The organism is Streptococcus rupicaprae (assembly GCF_040545225.1).
Taxonomy (GTDB): Bacteria; Bacillota; Bacilli; order Lactobacillales; family Streptococcaceae; genus Streptococcus; species Streptococcus rupicaprae.
Genome location: NZ_JBEPLO010000001.1, coordinates 161,846 through 174,377, shown reverse-complemented (window position 1 = coordinate 174,377; position 12,532 = coordinate 161,846). Strand labels below are relative to the sequence as shown.

At 39.9% G+C, this 12,532-nt stretch carries 12 protein-coding genes; 6 read left to right on the top strand and 6 right to left on the bottom strand.

Annotation, left to right across the window (positions count from 1 at the left end; translation table 11 throughout):
• Nucleotides 1-327: 327 nt before the first annotated feature.
• From ABID29_RS00790 to ABID29_RS00770, 5 genes are all read right to left on the bottom strand, one after another.
• Complete coding sequence (locus ABID29_RS00790) at nt 328-603, bottom strand: HU family DNA-binding protein (RefSeq protein ID WP_168548350.1); 276 nt, start codon at nt 601-603, stop codon at nt 328-330.
• 104 nt (nt 604-707) lie between these two features.
• Nucleotides 708-1,316, bottom strand: coding sequence for a YpmS family protein (locus ABID29_RS00785; RefSeq protein WP_354363733.1), 609 nt, complete (start codon nt 1,314-1,316; stop codon nt 708-710).
• Nucleotides 1,276-2,130 carry an SGNH/GDSL hydrolase family protein gene (locus ABID29_RS00780; RefSeq protein ID WP_354363732.1) on the bottom strand — a complete coding sequence of 285 codons (855 nt, stop codon included), beginning with the start codon at nt 2,128-2,130 and terminating at the stop codon, nt 1,276-1,278. The genes ABID29_RS00785 and ABID29_RS00780 overlap by 41 nt, the downstream gene beginning before the upstream one ends.
• A 213-nt stretch (nt 2,131-2,343) precedes the next feature.
• Nucleotides 2,344-3,825: a family 1 glycosylhydrolase gene (locus tag ABID29_RS00775; protein ID WP_354363730.1), complete on the bottom strand. Its 1,482-nt coding sequence runs from the start codon at nt 3,823-3,825 to the stop codon at nt 2,344-2,346.
• A 48-nt stretch (nt 3,826-3,873) separates the two neighbouring features.
• Nucleotides 3,874-4,257: a VOC family protein gene (locus ABID29_RS00770; RefSeq protein WP_354363728.1), complete on the bottom strand. Its 384-nt coding sequence runs from the start codon at nt 4,255-4,257 to the stop codon at nt 3,874-3,876.
• A gap of 111 nt (nt 4,258-4,368) precedes the next feature.
• On the opposite strand from ABID29_RS00770, the gene ABID29_RS00765 reads away from it, so the two are divergent.
• Complete coding sequence (locus ABID29_RS00765) at nt 4,369-5,265, top strand: helix-turn-helix transcriptional regulator (protein ID WP_354363727.1); 897 nt, start codon at nt 4,369-4,371, stop codon at nt 5,263-5,265.
• 328 nt (nt 5,266-5,593) lie between these two features.
• Here ABID29_RS00765 and ABID29_RS00760 read toward each other — a convergent pair whose 3' ends face one another.
• Nucleotides 5,594-6,871, bottom strand: a complete 1,278-nt coding sequence (locus ABID29_RS00760; RefSeq protein WP_354363726.1) for a CapA family protein — start codon at nt 6,869-6,871, stop codon at nt 5,594-5,596.
• A 407-nt stretch (nt 6,872-7,278) separates the two neighbouring features.
• On the opposite strand from ABID29_RS00760, the gene ABID29_RS00755 reads away from it, so the two are divergent.
• From ABID29_RS00755 to ABID29_RS00740, 5 genes are all read left to right on the top strand, one after another.
• Nucleotides 7,279-8,142 (top strand): Rgg/GadR/MutR family transcriptional regulator, encoded by an 864-nt coding sequence (locus ABID29_RS00755; RefSeq protein ID WP_354363724.1) that lies wholly within the window; start codon nt 7,279-7,281, stop codon nt 8,140-8,142.
• Between the two features lie 78 nt (nt 8,143-8,220).
• Nucleotides 8,221-8,325: a streptosactin gene (gggA, locus tag ABID29_RS12290; RefSeq protein ID WP_423191653.1), complete on the top strand. Its 105-nt coding sequence runs from the start codon at nt 8,221-8,223 to the stop codon at nt 8,323-8,325.
• A gap of 61 nt (nt 8,326-8,386) precedes the next feature.
• The gene (gene gggB, locus ABID29_RS00750; protein ID WP_354363723.1) at nt 8,387-9,583 is read left to right on the top strand and encodes a streptosactin maturase GggB; all 1,197 of its coding nucleotides are present in this window, start codon (nt 8,387-8,389) and stop codon (nt 9,581-9,583) included.
• Complete coding sequence (gene gggC, locus ABID29_RS00745; protein ID WP_354363721.1) at nt 9,576-11,120, top strand: streptosactin export ABC transporter GggC; 1,545 nt, start codon at nt 9,576-9,578, stop codon at nt 11,118-11,120. Before gggB ends, gggC begins: the two co-directional genes overlap by 8 nt.
• Before the next feature lie 270 nt (nt 11,121-11,390).
• Nucleotides 11,391-12,254: an ABC transporter transmembrane domain-containing protein gene (locus ABID29_RS00740; RefSeq protein ID WP_354363719.1), complete on the top strand. Its 864-nt coding sequence runs from the start codon at nt 11,391-11,393 to the stop codon at nt 12,252-12,254.
• The last annotated feature ends 278 nt before the right edge of the window (nt 12,255-12,532 follow it).

The following is a 12,532-nucleotide window of genomic DNA, read 5'->3' as shown; positions in this document are numbered from 1 at the left end:
CTTATTTCCAACCTCCAAGTGTCAATCCCCTGACACTTTTGACGCAAATCTATTTGCCTTATTTCCAACCTCCAAGTGTCAATCCCCTGACACTTTTGACGCAAATCTATTTGCCTTATTTCCAACCTCCAAGTGTCAATCCCCTGACACTTGGAGTCCCAAAACAATAAAAAAGACCCGTCCACCAAGGTATAACCTTGATATGACGGGCTTTTTTAGTCGCTTTCGTCGTAGACTGCTGGTTTCTCTTCGTTCAAGGAACTGTGAGAAACCTAGCATTCCTGACGGGGGTGCGTCAACGAAATCAAAGATTTCTGACTTACCGCCTTATTTTACAGCGTCTTTAAGTGCTTTACCAGCTTTGAAAGCAGGAACTTTTGAAGCTGCGATTTCGATTTCTTTACCAGTTTGTGGGTTGCGACCCTTACGAGCAGCGCGCTCACGCACTTCAAAGTTACCAAAACCGATCAATTGAACTTTTTCACCAGCTGCAAGGTAATCTGCTACTGAAGCAAATACTGCATCTACTGCTGCTGAAGAATCTTTCTTAGTCAAACCTGTAGCTTCTGCTACCTTTGCGATCAAATCTTGTTTGTTAGCCATTGTGCTAATTCCTCCAAAAAATTTTGATGAGCTCTTGCTCTAACAGATACTATCATATCCTAAAATGCCTATCAGGTCAAGTATTTTAGGTTGTTTTTCCACTTTTAATCTGTTTTTCTAAAAATTTCAAAAATAAAGTGATCGTTATAAAGGTCAATGGTCTTAGCAGTCACGACAACTCCAAACTTATTGGTCAAATGAGGTAGGTTAACCAGGATGCGTCCTTCCTCGGCTGAAATTTGGATAAAATCGGGAAACGGGTAGGCCTTCTTAATGTACTTTAGAACTTCTGACTTAGGAAGACTCAGGGTCCCTGCTGACACCTCTGTCACATCCAGCACCACTGCCCCATTCTCATCTTTATAAGGTGTAAAGTAGATATAGAGTGGAATCTTGGCCCCTAGAATTTCATAGGTCCCTTCAAAAACAACTTCTTTTTCCGTAACAAAGACATCATAAGTGAAGGCCTTGGACTGGTAAGCGCCAAGATAAGCCTTCAAGGTCTGGTTAAGCTGATCCCTATTGGTCGTAAAGGTCCCCATCTGAAGTTGAGCCTGGCTGTCATGAGAGACCAGTGCCAAGTCCTCTCGTTTAGTCCCTACTCGTTGCCAGACCACACGGACAAGTGCCAGCTGGGCTCCCAAATACAGGATGAAGAGCCATTTCCACCCGTTAATTTTCTTTTTTCCTTTGCCAACTCTCGCTTGTTTCATTCATTTTCTCCATTATCGCTGCCTGCATAATCTGATAGCCTCTATTATTCGGATGGAAATGATCCTCTTCAAAGAGGGCATCGTTGACCACCTTAGTCTGTCCCGTTACATGCTCTATCAGAGCCTGTTCCCCATTGATGCCTTTATAGAGCCGATCATTGATGGGGACAAAATAAACATTCTTATAATGCGTCAAGGTCTCTTCAGTCGTCTGGTTCCAATCATCTACAACCGTCTGCATCTCTGTTAATTCGGGAAAGTTAAGGTAGAAAGGGTTGTAGATCCCCAAAATATAGATCGGCAGGTCAGGATTCTCCTGTCTAGCCAGATCAATTATTTTTCTTAGCCGTTTGCTATATTGTTTGGCAGGCTTTTTAAAGGTTTTAACGGTCAAGCTATCCAGGTTTTTGCGAATGACATGCATGACATCATTGCCTCCGACGGTCAGTGTCATCAAGTCTGCTTCTTTGAGGCTTTGCTGAATGGGCCTGTCTTCGCTCATGCGCTTCAAGATCTGCTTGCTGGTATTCCCAGCTACACCATAATTGGCTGTCACCACATCGTATCCTTGCTCATGGAAAATTTGCTGGGCTAATAGAGGGACAAATCCTCCTTGACCGGTCGAATCCCCTACTCCTTCGGTCAGAGAATCCCCAATAGCGACCAGATGAAACTTAGGCGTTATCACACTCTGAAGAGAAGCCTTAGACAGTCTGGGAGACGCAGCCGGTATCACGGTTTGAAAAAGGCGCGAAAACAACATGAAACTAAGGAGCAGTCCTAGCAAAACTCTGATAATTGACCATTTTTTCATGTACCTCCCCTTTCACACTATTTTCAAATCGGATTTTCATCTTAAGATAGACCTATTATACCAAAACTCAACGAATTTGGCAGGTTACCACCTTTTGTTGAACCTTGTTAGGAAAAAACTCTCTAGCCCTAGATGAAAGCCCCTCGGACAATAAGCCGAGGGACCTTCTTTTCTGACTAGAGAGTTTATAGAAAAATCACTGAATAAGATTTTTTAATCCAAATCCTCTCCATTTGATGCGATGACTTTTTTATACCAATAGAAGGAATCCTTCGGCGTGCGCACAAAAGTTCCATTACCTTCATCGTCCTTATCAACATAGATGAAGCCATAGCGCTTGCGCATTTCACCTGTCCCTGCTGAAACGAGGTCAATACAGCCCCAAGTGGTGTAGGCAATCAAGTCGACCCCATTGTCAATCGCTGCCGCCATCGCCTTGATGTGGGCACGGTGGTAGTCAATCCGATAATCATCGTGAATAGCACCATCTTCTTCGACCGTGTCAAATGCACCTAAGCCATTTTCCACAACCATGAGTGGAATCTCGTAGCGATCGTACATCTTTTCAAGGTAATATTGCAAACCAGATGGATCATGTGCCCATCCCCAATCCGAATAAGTCAAGTAAGGATTTTTTGTTCCATGTGAGAAGTTTCCGCCTACTGTCTCATTACCGGTATGCGTGGTCACGTTATTAGACATGTAGTAAGAGAAGGTGTACATATCTACCTTACCTTCACGTAAGTCAATTAGATCTTGCTCTGTAATATCTAGCTCAACATTGCGTTCTTTCCAAAGACGTTTCGCAAAGGTTGGGTATTTTCCTTTAGCTTGAACATCCCCACAATAGTAGATATTTTGCTGCCACTTGTGTTCGTTGAGCAAGATATCGGCTGGGTCACAGGTAGCTGGATAATACGTAATACCACAAATCATATTTCCCACTTTATAGTCAGGATCGATTTCATGGGCTAATTTTACTGCACGGGCACTGGCTACAAATTGATAGTGAAGGTGCTGATAGGCATCTTGATAGGCCTTATCTGGAACATTGTCCCCACCAAACTCCATAAACATAATCGTCCCGTTGATTTCGTTAAAGGTGAGCCAGTATTTCACAAGACCTTTATACTCTTTGAAAATAGTCTCCGCATATCGTACATAAAAATCAATCAATTTACGATTGGTCCAGCCACCATAGCGCTCTTCAAGCGATAATGGCGTATCAAAGTGCCAGATAGAAACGAGTGGCTCAATTCCATATTTGCGACATTCCTCAAAGACAGAACGGTAGAAGTCAAGACCCGCTTGGTTTGGCTCAGCATCATCACCATTTGGGAAGATGCGTGCCCACGAGATAGACAGGCGGAAAATACTATAACCCATTTCCGCAAAGAGTTTGATGTCTTCCTTGTAGCGATGGTAGAAATCCACTCCATCATGGTTAGGGTAATAGTGGTCCTCTAAAATAGCAAATTTAGCCCCTTCAGGGATTTTTCCTGCGTGACCCATCGAAGGCACCTTGCCAGGATTACCATCTTTATCGATAAAAGTAGTGTAACGCGGTGTATTGACCGAGCCACCTGTTGTCACATCGGTCTGAACGAGACCACGACCGTCAACGTTATAAGCTCCTTCAGCTTGGTTAGCAGCGATAGCACCGCCCCACAAAAATCCTTTAGGAAATGTTCCCATGATAAAACTCCTTAAATTATTATTATAAACTAAATAAATCACGTGACCTCAGACGGTCAACTCCAACTGATTGCCTTCGGCATCGAGCATACAAGATTCGTAATAACCATCTCCTGTCGTTCTCGGCCCACTAATATGGGTATAGCCATCCTTGATAAGACGCTCCGTCAAGGCATCAACCGCTTCCTTACTTCCCAGGCTAAAAGCCAAATGGGCATAGCCAATTCGGGTCAGCTCCCTAGGCAAATCCACCAAATCATCCCGTGTCATGATTTCCAAACGCGCCCCTTCTGAAAAACTCAGGAAATAAGACTTGAAGGTCGTCTTGGGATTGTGGTAAAGCTCCCCACTGACTGCCCCAAAGTAGGTTTCAAAAAACGTCTTTGCCCGCTCCAGTTCAATTACATAGAGGGCGGCGTGTTCGAGTCTCATCGATAAACCTCCTAGTGAACTACTTCTATTATAGGCCATAGCCATGATTTTTTCTTGACTTATTCTCCTAAAAACTGATACTATTATCTTATCAGAAGAAGGAGGACTCAGATGGCCATTCACGAATTTCTCCATGACTACCGCCAGTCTGTCCAGCACCAAAATCGACTCTTACCCATCACGATCAAACACATTGAGGTAATCGATGGGATTCCAGACATTCTTTTCCATTGGCACCAGGAAATGGAAGTGATTCTGGTTCGGGAAGGGAGTGCGCATTTCCATATTGATTACGATCGTTTTGTCAGCCAGCAAGATGATATTATCCTCATCCGTCCCAATGGCCTCCACTCTATCCATCCGATTGCCGATAAGATTCATATTACAGATAACCTCATCTTCCACTTAGACCTCTTGGGAGCGGCTCAAATGGACCAGGCCAGCATTCATTTTTTACAGCCCTTGCAAAATGCCCATTCTAAATTTATCCTGCGCGTCCAACCTAATGACCCTGGCTATGCTGAATTGCGAAAGACCATCGAACAGGTCCTTCTTTTAGAGAAAGACAAGCCAGCCTTTTATGAGCTAGAACTCAAATCCCAGCTCAGCCATTTCATCTATACCCTCTATCGCTACGACTATGTGCGCCAAAAGATGACCGAAGACTCCTATCGTAAAAATGATAAGATCAGAGCCATCATCGAATTTATCCAGAGCAATTACCACCGCCACCTGACCATCAAGGACCTGGCTGATTTTGCCGGCTATAGCGAGACGCACTTTATGACCTTTTTTAAGCAACAAACAGGTACCTCAGCGATGGACTTTATCATCCAGCACCGCCTGCTGGTCGCTACCAGAGAGCTCAAAGATACTGTCAAATCGGTCCTGAGAATTTCTGAAGAAGTAGGCTTCAACAACCTCTCCAACTTTAACCGGCAATTCCGCAACTACTACCACCAAACCCCGAGCCAGTACCGCAAGGCGAATCAGGTGAAGAACGCCTAATACTAAATAAAATTCAAAAATAGATAATTTAGTGCATTACCGACTGATTCTCAAATAAAACAGTATTGCTTGATTTCCAAACGTCACAATTAGATAAAAACTGCTTCAGTAGTTCACGGGACTGTTAGAGAAGCGTGCTACAGAACTAGAAAACGTGGTGGCAGTAAGGCTAGACAAGCTAAGATCAAGTAAACGAACCCTTTACCCCTTCTATTTTTGATTTTGAATGAGTATAAACAAAAATTCCTCAGCAGCACCTTCTGTTGAGGAATTTTCAGTAAGCTAAAAATCATTGAAGCTAATCTCTCTGAAGCGAAAATGGAACATCTTAGGGCTTGGCTGCTGGTCGGGCCTCCCAATTCAGGCCAACCAGGGCATTCATTTCCTCATAAGCGGTGTCGATACGTGCCTGAATCTCAGGTGTTAACTGGTCACGATGAGGGCCGCCTGGGATAAAGTCTTCTAAAACCAAGGTCTTGTAGTCATAGAGGGCAAAGCCTTCTGGAGAATAGCCACCATTTTCCACACGGCTCACCCAGGTCGGATGGGCCTTGGCTCTTTTGATCGTGGTCTTATCTCCAACTTTCTCCAGGGTCACATCCATCAAGACACCCCGCTCGGTCCATTGAGCATTGGGTGTCTCGCCCATGGTCTCAATCCTTTGGTTGGAAATGAAGTTCCCCATCGAGTAGATAATCAACTTTTGCTCCCCGTCCTTGTCAAGGACTTCGGCTGGCTCTACCACGTGGGGATGCCCACCAAGGACAATGTCTGCGCCCCATGTCACCATCTGACGGTAGAGTTCCTGTTGCTCTTGCGTCGGCTCTAGACTGTACTCCACGCCCATCTGAGGCATGACAAGGGTCACATCTGCTAGCTCTTCTGCTGCTTCAATTTCCTTTTGCATCTGCTCTAGGGACAAGTCCGAGAGATAGGCCGCCTGCTCCTCTGGTGTGAGGTTGGCCTCCATGCCATTAAAACCATAGGCATAGGCTAAAATCGCCACCTTGATGCCATTGACTTCCTTAATCAAAATCGGTGCTGTTGCCCGATTGCCTTCTGGGTAGACCCCCACCGTCGCAATGCCTAAGTCATTAAAAGTCTTGGCCGTGGAAATGAGGCCCGATAAATAAGAATCCAAAATATGGTTGTGGGCCAAATCGAGCACATCATAGCCAGCATCTTTGATCGCTGTCGCCACACTGGCTGGTGCATTGAAAAGCGGGTAACCCGCTAAGGGAAGCTCAGGCGCAATCGTTCCCTCAAAATCGCCAATGACCAAATCCGCCTGGTCGAACCAGGGCTTGACATAATCAAAATTCCCTGAAAAATCATAAGTCCCATCTGCTTGTAAGGCAGACATATAGAGAATGTCGTGATAGAGCAAATCTCCATGAGCCATGATACGGGCCGTCTGCACAGGCTGGTCCTCTTTCATAGGCTGGCTTCGATCAGCTACCTGTCTCAATAAAATGTCAGGGCTGCCCTTTTGCCACTGATGAAATAAAAAAACATAACCTATGATAAGAACCAAAAACATCCCTAAGGCAAGGCCCAAAATCCCCTTGTCTTTTGTCGCATGTTTAGCACGTCTTGAACCCTCCATACCAGCCTCCTCTTTGTTCTTTCCTTCATTGTACCAAAAATCCCAAAGATTTGTAAGCAAGAAATCAAAAGACTCAAGAAATCAAAAGACTGATGAGGAAAAGCATTTTTACTTTACAGTTCCTCTCTTTTGTGATGATTATATTATTGCCATTAAAAAAGCTCTATAATATCTGTAGTGGGTATATTCCCTGTAGAGATTATAGAGCCTTTTAAGTGTAGAAAAAGAGTCTAGATTTTTTTCATCTAACCAACACCTATAACAATAATCCCTTCAAGAATGAGAAGGAGTACAGGTAGTAATGTGCGTTTTTTCATGTGATTTTCCTCACTTTCGTTTTTATTTATTGTATAATAGATTTATAAAAATGGATTTTCGTTCCCATATATGGCGTTGAAAGGAGTATTATGAATAATTTTGGAGAAATTTTTAAAAAGTTTCGTGAATCAAGAGGACTGAGACTTAAAGATGTTGCAAAGTCAGGAATATCAACCTCTCAACTCTCTCGATTTGAAAAAGGAGAGACAGATTTAACTATTACCAAGTTTATGCTTATCTTGGATAAAATTAATATGCCTATTGATGAATTTATGTACACCGTGCATGATTTCCGTCGCGACGAATTGAATGAGTTGTTGTCTAAAATAAGGCAGTACGTCTCCACTCATGATATAGATGGCATGAAGAAACTCCTCTTCTCTCTGATGGAGCAGGAAAATGTCAGTGGGAAGTTTCATCAACTTAATATCATCCTTTTAAAAATACGATTAGAAGATTTATCTGGTGAAAAGCACTATTCTAAAGGTGATTTAGATTATCTGACAGACTACTTATTTAGTGTAGAGTATTGGGGGTGTTATGAGTTATTGATTTTTATCAATACCTTGGATGTTCTAAAACATGATGTCTTTATGGTCTTATCACGGGAAATGGCAAGGCGGACAGACTTTTATAAGGAAATCCCCAATAATAGACGCTTAATTTCTACCATGTTATTAAATGGTTTTATCACCTGCATTGAACGCGGAGAGTTATTTGATGCAACCTACTTTGAAAAGCAGCTAACCCAATGTTTCTTTATTGAAACAGAAGTCTATGAGCGTCTAGTATTCTTATATGCGCAGCATTTATTCAAGTATAAGAAGACCGGTAATCGGCACAGTATTATTGAAATGAAGAAGTGTATTGGAGCCATGAAATTAGCAGGTAGCAATCATATTGCGACGACTTATGAAAAACATTTAGAAAAAATTTTAATGGAGGAAGTCTAATAGGCAGATATGGGATTTTTTTATATGTTTCTTTAGTAGTGATATAATTCAAGTATCAAAACAAAGGAGGACAGTCAAATGGATGATTTAAAAATTATCGATTTGGGAGAATTGCTAGAGGAAAAGCCAACTATTGTTGTAAATAATTGTGGTCCTAGCCATTCTTGTGGCGGTGGTCGTTAAGGCCAGTTTTGTTTTGCTTGAGGGGATAGTGTTCCCCTCTTTTGAGATAGGAGTTCTGCCTATGCTAAAAACGTTTTATACAGATTCTAATACCTATTATTTTAATTCTGAAAATTTTACCATATCAACTTCGAATAACAATTCAGAAACTCGTGTTGAAAAGGAACTTGACAAGAGTACCTTGAAAAAGGTTGTCATCAATATTTCTAATAGTTGTAATCTGTCATGTGCTTATTGCTATGCAGATGGTGGAAATTATGGAATGACAAATCAACTTATGGATCACCCTACAGCTGACAAAATTATAGAACAACTTGTTTCTGGAGATGTTAAAAGGATTAATAGATTAATCCTCTTTGGGGGAGAACCATTTTTAAACATTGACCTGTTTGTTTACATAATAGAACAACTATCACAAAACATTGAAGTGAGTAAGATTGAAACGGTGACAAATGGTACTGTTCTAAATAAGAAAGTAAAATCAATGATTGAGAAGTATCAGCCGTTTTTAATAGTTAGTTTAGATGGACCTCAAGAAATTCATGATCAGTTAAGGGGAAAAGGTAGTCATAGACGGACCGTTAAATTTATTGATTATTTAAAGAGCATCAATTATGAAACCTTTGAAGTAGCTTCAACGTATACACGCAAGCATCAAAAATTAAACCTTTCAAAAGAAGATATTTATAAGTACTTTACTGATATGAGCATACGGTTCAATATCAATAATGTGTTTAGTAAAAATAAGATTCTTGTAGTTAAAGAGATGGAGATGAGTAAAGAAAAGCGAAAGGAGTTTATTGTTCAATCAATTAATGACATTATTGAAGCTAATGTTAAGAATTATATCAGTCCAATTGTATATGATGTTCTTCTTTCAATGATTTATAAGAGTAAGACAGAGTCTTTTTGTGACGATATAGATCCTGAAAATACTGTAACTTTTGACGTAGATGGAACTCCCAAGTCTTGTTTTAGATTTTGGGGTACTCATAACAGCGATAAGGTCAGTCTTTTCAATAACAAGGACAACTTTGAAAAGTGTAAAAATTGTTGGTGTAAAGGAATGTGTATGGAATGCGTCGCTAATATGATAGATGGCTATTCTCCAATAATTTCTGAAGATGGGCAATTTTTAAAATGTCAAAAACAGGATTTAATGGAATACTGCGTCTATCAAATCATTGCTCTCTCTTCTGACAAGGTTAAATTGTCGAAGTTAGTAAATAATTTTGAAAGATTTATCAGATATGCTTAAACAATTTATATCAAAAAAACACCTCTTTTTCTATTTTATATTTATAGTAATCACGTGGCTTGAAGCTGTGATAACACCAAAGTTAGTATCAATGATTGTTTCTAGTTTTGAGAAGAAAAATCTAGAGGTGCTTTGGCATGCGTTACTTATAGGTATTTTAGGAAATCTATTCATTATCGTTGGATTAGCAGGTAAAAGATACTATTATGCTAGGATTTTATCAGATTTTACAATTAGTTTTAAAAAGAAGATATTTCACCAATTCTTGTATGGTACTAAAATAAAGAAAGACGATGTCTTATCTGACCTTGAGAATGATGTTAAGCAACTGGAGAATAGTTATCTTGAACCGGCAGTGATTATCATATCATCATTAGGTTTTACAGTAGTATCAATTATTTATGCTCTGGTAACGAATTTTAGTCTGGGTTTGATTTTTATATTCTTCTACTCTATCCCAGCCTTATGCAGTGGTATTGGTTCTAAAAAGTTAGATAAACTTTTACAAGAACAGTCACTATCAAATCAAGAATACCTTTCACAAGCGACTAATATCATTGATGGGGAGAGGGTTATAAAAAACTATCAAGCTGAGACTTTCTTTTTTACCAGATTTCTATCGGTCCTTTCAAAAAGAATTGACAAATTAATTTACTATGAGAAGCAGCGAACTACAAATAATCTTATTATTAATAGCATTGATGCTTTTTGTTCTGTTGTGCCACTGATTATTGGTGGCTTTATGACTTATAATGGTTATTTATCAGGTTCAGTTTTTGTCGGAATTTATTTAGTTTCCCACAATATCAGTTATCAATTTAGTGAATTATCCTACTTCATCAATACTTATAAGTCAACCAAACAATTACGGGATAAATATTCATTCTTGCTGACAGAAAAAGCAGAAGAGAGAAAAAATTCCACTTTCTCCACTCTCTTTCCTATACGGATTAGTGATGTTAGCCTAGCATTAGGTGATAAAATTATTTTTAAAAACTTTTCTTTAGATGTATCTGAAGGTGACAAGGTTGCTGTGATTGGACCTAGTGGATGCGGAAAATCGACACTGTTAAATATGATTTATGGTGATGTTTTACCAGACTCAGGAGAAATCACCTTTCAGGGAAAGGTGATGGGAGAAAAGAAGTTATCACATGCTATGGCTTATATTTTGCAAGAGTCATTCATTTTTGATGGAATGAGTATTGAAGATAATATAGCGCTTGGCAAAGCAAAAGATTATGATAGAATAGTTAACATTTTAAACAGGGTTGGTCTATCATCTCTAAAGGGTCATATTTTATATTCTCAAAACCTTTCTGGTGGTGAAAAGCAGCGGATAGAGATTGCAAGAAGTTTGTATCATGACAGTCAACTGATACTAGCTGATGAGGTCAAGTCGAACTTAGATAAAGCGAATGCGCAACAGGTCTCTGACATTCTATTGCAATTACCTCAGACTCTGATAGAAGTTATCCATCATTATGACAACAATACCTTAGCAAGATATGATAAGGTAGTTGACCTATCCTCCTAATTTATGCACAAATCATTAAAGATATTGACCGATTCAGCTAATTGAAAGAAATATAGATATAGAGGTGTTGAATGTCTAAGGCTATCAGACTGAATAGGTTATACTAGACTAGACAAATTCTATAAAGTGTTCTACATTAAAAGAAAAAGAAGTTATTCCGTTTGAAGTTTTTGATTTCAAACAAGATGTGATATCCTTACCTTTTGATGGACAATGCAGAGGTAAAGGATAGTGGGAAACATAGCCAAGCCTATAACCTACTGACCAGATATGCTTGGGTATCTGGTTTTATCTAGTCATATGAACACTTATTTTAAACAATTGAAGTGGACTATCCTGCAGTCCTACCTTTTTTACAGCCTTTATGCCTTGACCTCATCACTCTTTCCCCTCATCTCCCAACTCCTCTTTGACCAACGCCACAAGGGGTTGGCTTTTCTGGGTTTCATTGGTCTAACCTTCTTACTTTTAATTGCCCTCAACCTAGTCATGGAATATTGCAACCGGGTTTGGGAGTGGAAAATCAGCAAGAATCTGGCCCTCCTGTTAAAATCTGACCTTTTCCAAAGATTTATAGGACAGGATCATCAGACATTTGAGCAACAAAGACCCATTGATTATGTCTCCATTATCACTAATCACGTTGAAGTGGTTAGTGAAGATTATTTTAGTGTGACAATCGATTTAGGCAAAAGTCTCCTGAAATTACTCATTTTCTGCATCAGCATGACCTATGTTCTCAACTGGCAACTGACCCTAGTGATTTTAGGTTTTTCCCTAGTGACCTCTTATTTGCCTAACCTGACACAGAAAACCCTAGCCAAACTAAGAAAAAAGGACTTGACATACCAAAAGGACTACAACCATAAATTACTGGATTTGCTCTCAGGTTATCAGTACGTCTCAAGCCAGACTATGGATGTCTTTAAGCGTGAACATCAGACAGAGAGTTATTGGGGGTATGCCAAGACAGCCTATTCTTTGGGTATTCTATTTGGTGGCTTTATCATTTTTCGTATATCAGAGAGAGTTCTTAAACACAAATGGCAAAATATCACTTTCTCCTTAGTCGCAATGGTCCTGGTAACTATTTTGATACTACTATTGCCAAATGCAATTATTTTCCTGATTTGATTCCTATTGATTGGTTTCCTATCTCAGATTAAGGAAGTACCTGAAAATGTCTTTTTACAGGAAGCAATTGATGAAAGAGAACTTATCAATGTCTATTCTGTTGTCGAGGTGGTATCTACATTAGCCTTTTCGGGATTTGTCTTTTTGATGAGCTCTTTTACAGAATATTTTGGAGTACGTGTTGGTTTCTGGTTAGCTGCTTGCTGCTTGATTTTAGAGGCAATTCTAGTGCTAAGAAACAAGCGCCAAATAGAGTAGCACTATATTGTGTTTTAGTT

What these genes read in the sequence shown, in the direction of transcription:
- ABID29_RS00790 (WP_168548350.1), bottom strand. Translation starts at nt 603, where the DNA reads ATGGCTAACAAACAAGATTTGATCGCAAAGGTAGCAGAAGCTACAGGT.
- ABID29_RS00785 (WP_354363733.1), bottom strand. Translation starts at nt 1,316, where the DNA reads ATGAAACAAGCGAGAGTTGGCAAAGGAAAAAAGAAAATTAACGGGTGG.
- ABID29_RS00780 (WP_354363732.1), bottom strand. Translation starts at nt 2,130, where the DNA reads ATGAAAAAATGGTCAATTATCAGAGTTTTGCTAGGACTGCTCCTTAGT.
- ABID29_RS00775 (WP_354363730.1), bottom strand. Translation starts at nt 3,825, where the DNA reads ATGGGAACATTTCCTAAAGGATTTTTGTGGGGCGGTGCTATCGCTGCT.
- ABID29_RS00770 (WP_354363728.1), bottom strand. Translation starts at nt 4,257, where the DNA reads ATGAGACTCGAACACGCCGCCCTCTATGTAATTGAACTGGAGCGGGCA.
- ABID29_RS00765 (WP_354363727.1), top strand. Translation starts at nt 4,369, where the DNA reads ATGGCCATTCACGAATTTCTCCATGACTACCGCCAGTCTGTCCAGCAC.
- ABID29_RS00760 (WP_354363726.1), bottom strand. Translation starts at nt 6,871, where the DNA reads ATGGAGGGTTCAAGACGTGCTAAACATGCGACAAAAGACAAGGGGATT.
- ABID29_RS00755 (WP_354363724.1), top strand. Translation starts at nt 7,279, where the DNA reads ATGAATAATTTTGGAGAAATTTTTAAAAAGTTTCGTGAATCAAGAGGA.
- gggA (WP_423191653.1), top strand. Translation starts at nt 8,221, where the DNA reads ATGGATGATTTAAAAATTATCGATTTGGGAGAATTGCTAGAGGAAAAG.
- gggB (WP_354363723.1), top strand. Translation starts at nt 8,387, where the DNA reads ATGCTAAAAACGTTTTATACAGATTCTAATACCTATTATTTTAATTCT.
- gggC (WP_354363721.1), top strand. Translation starts at nt 9,576, where the DNA reads ATGCTTAAACAATTTATATCAAAAAAACACCTCTTTTTCTATTTTATA.
- ABID29_RS00740 (WP_354363719.1), top strand. Translation starts at nt 11,391, where the DNA reads ATGCTTGGGTATCTGGTTTTATCTAGTCATATGAACACTTATTTTAAA.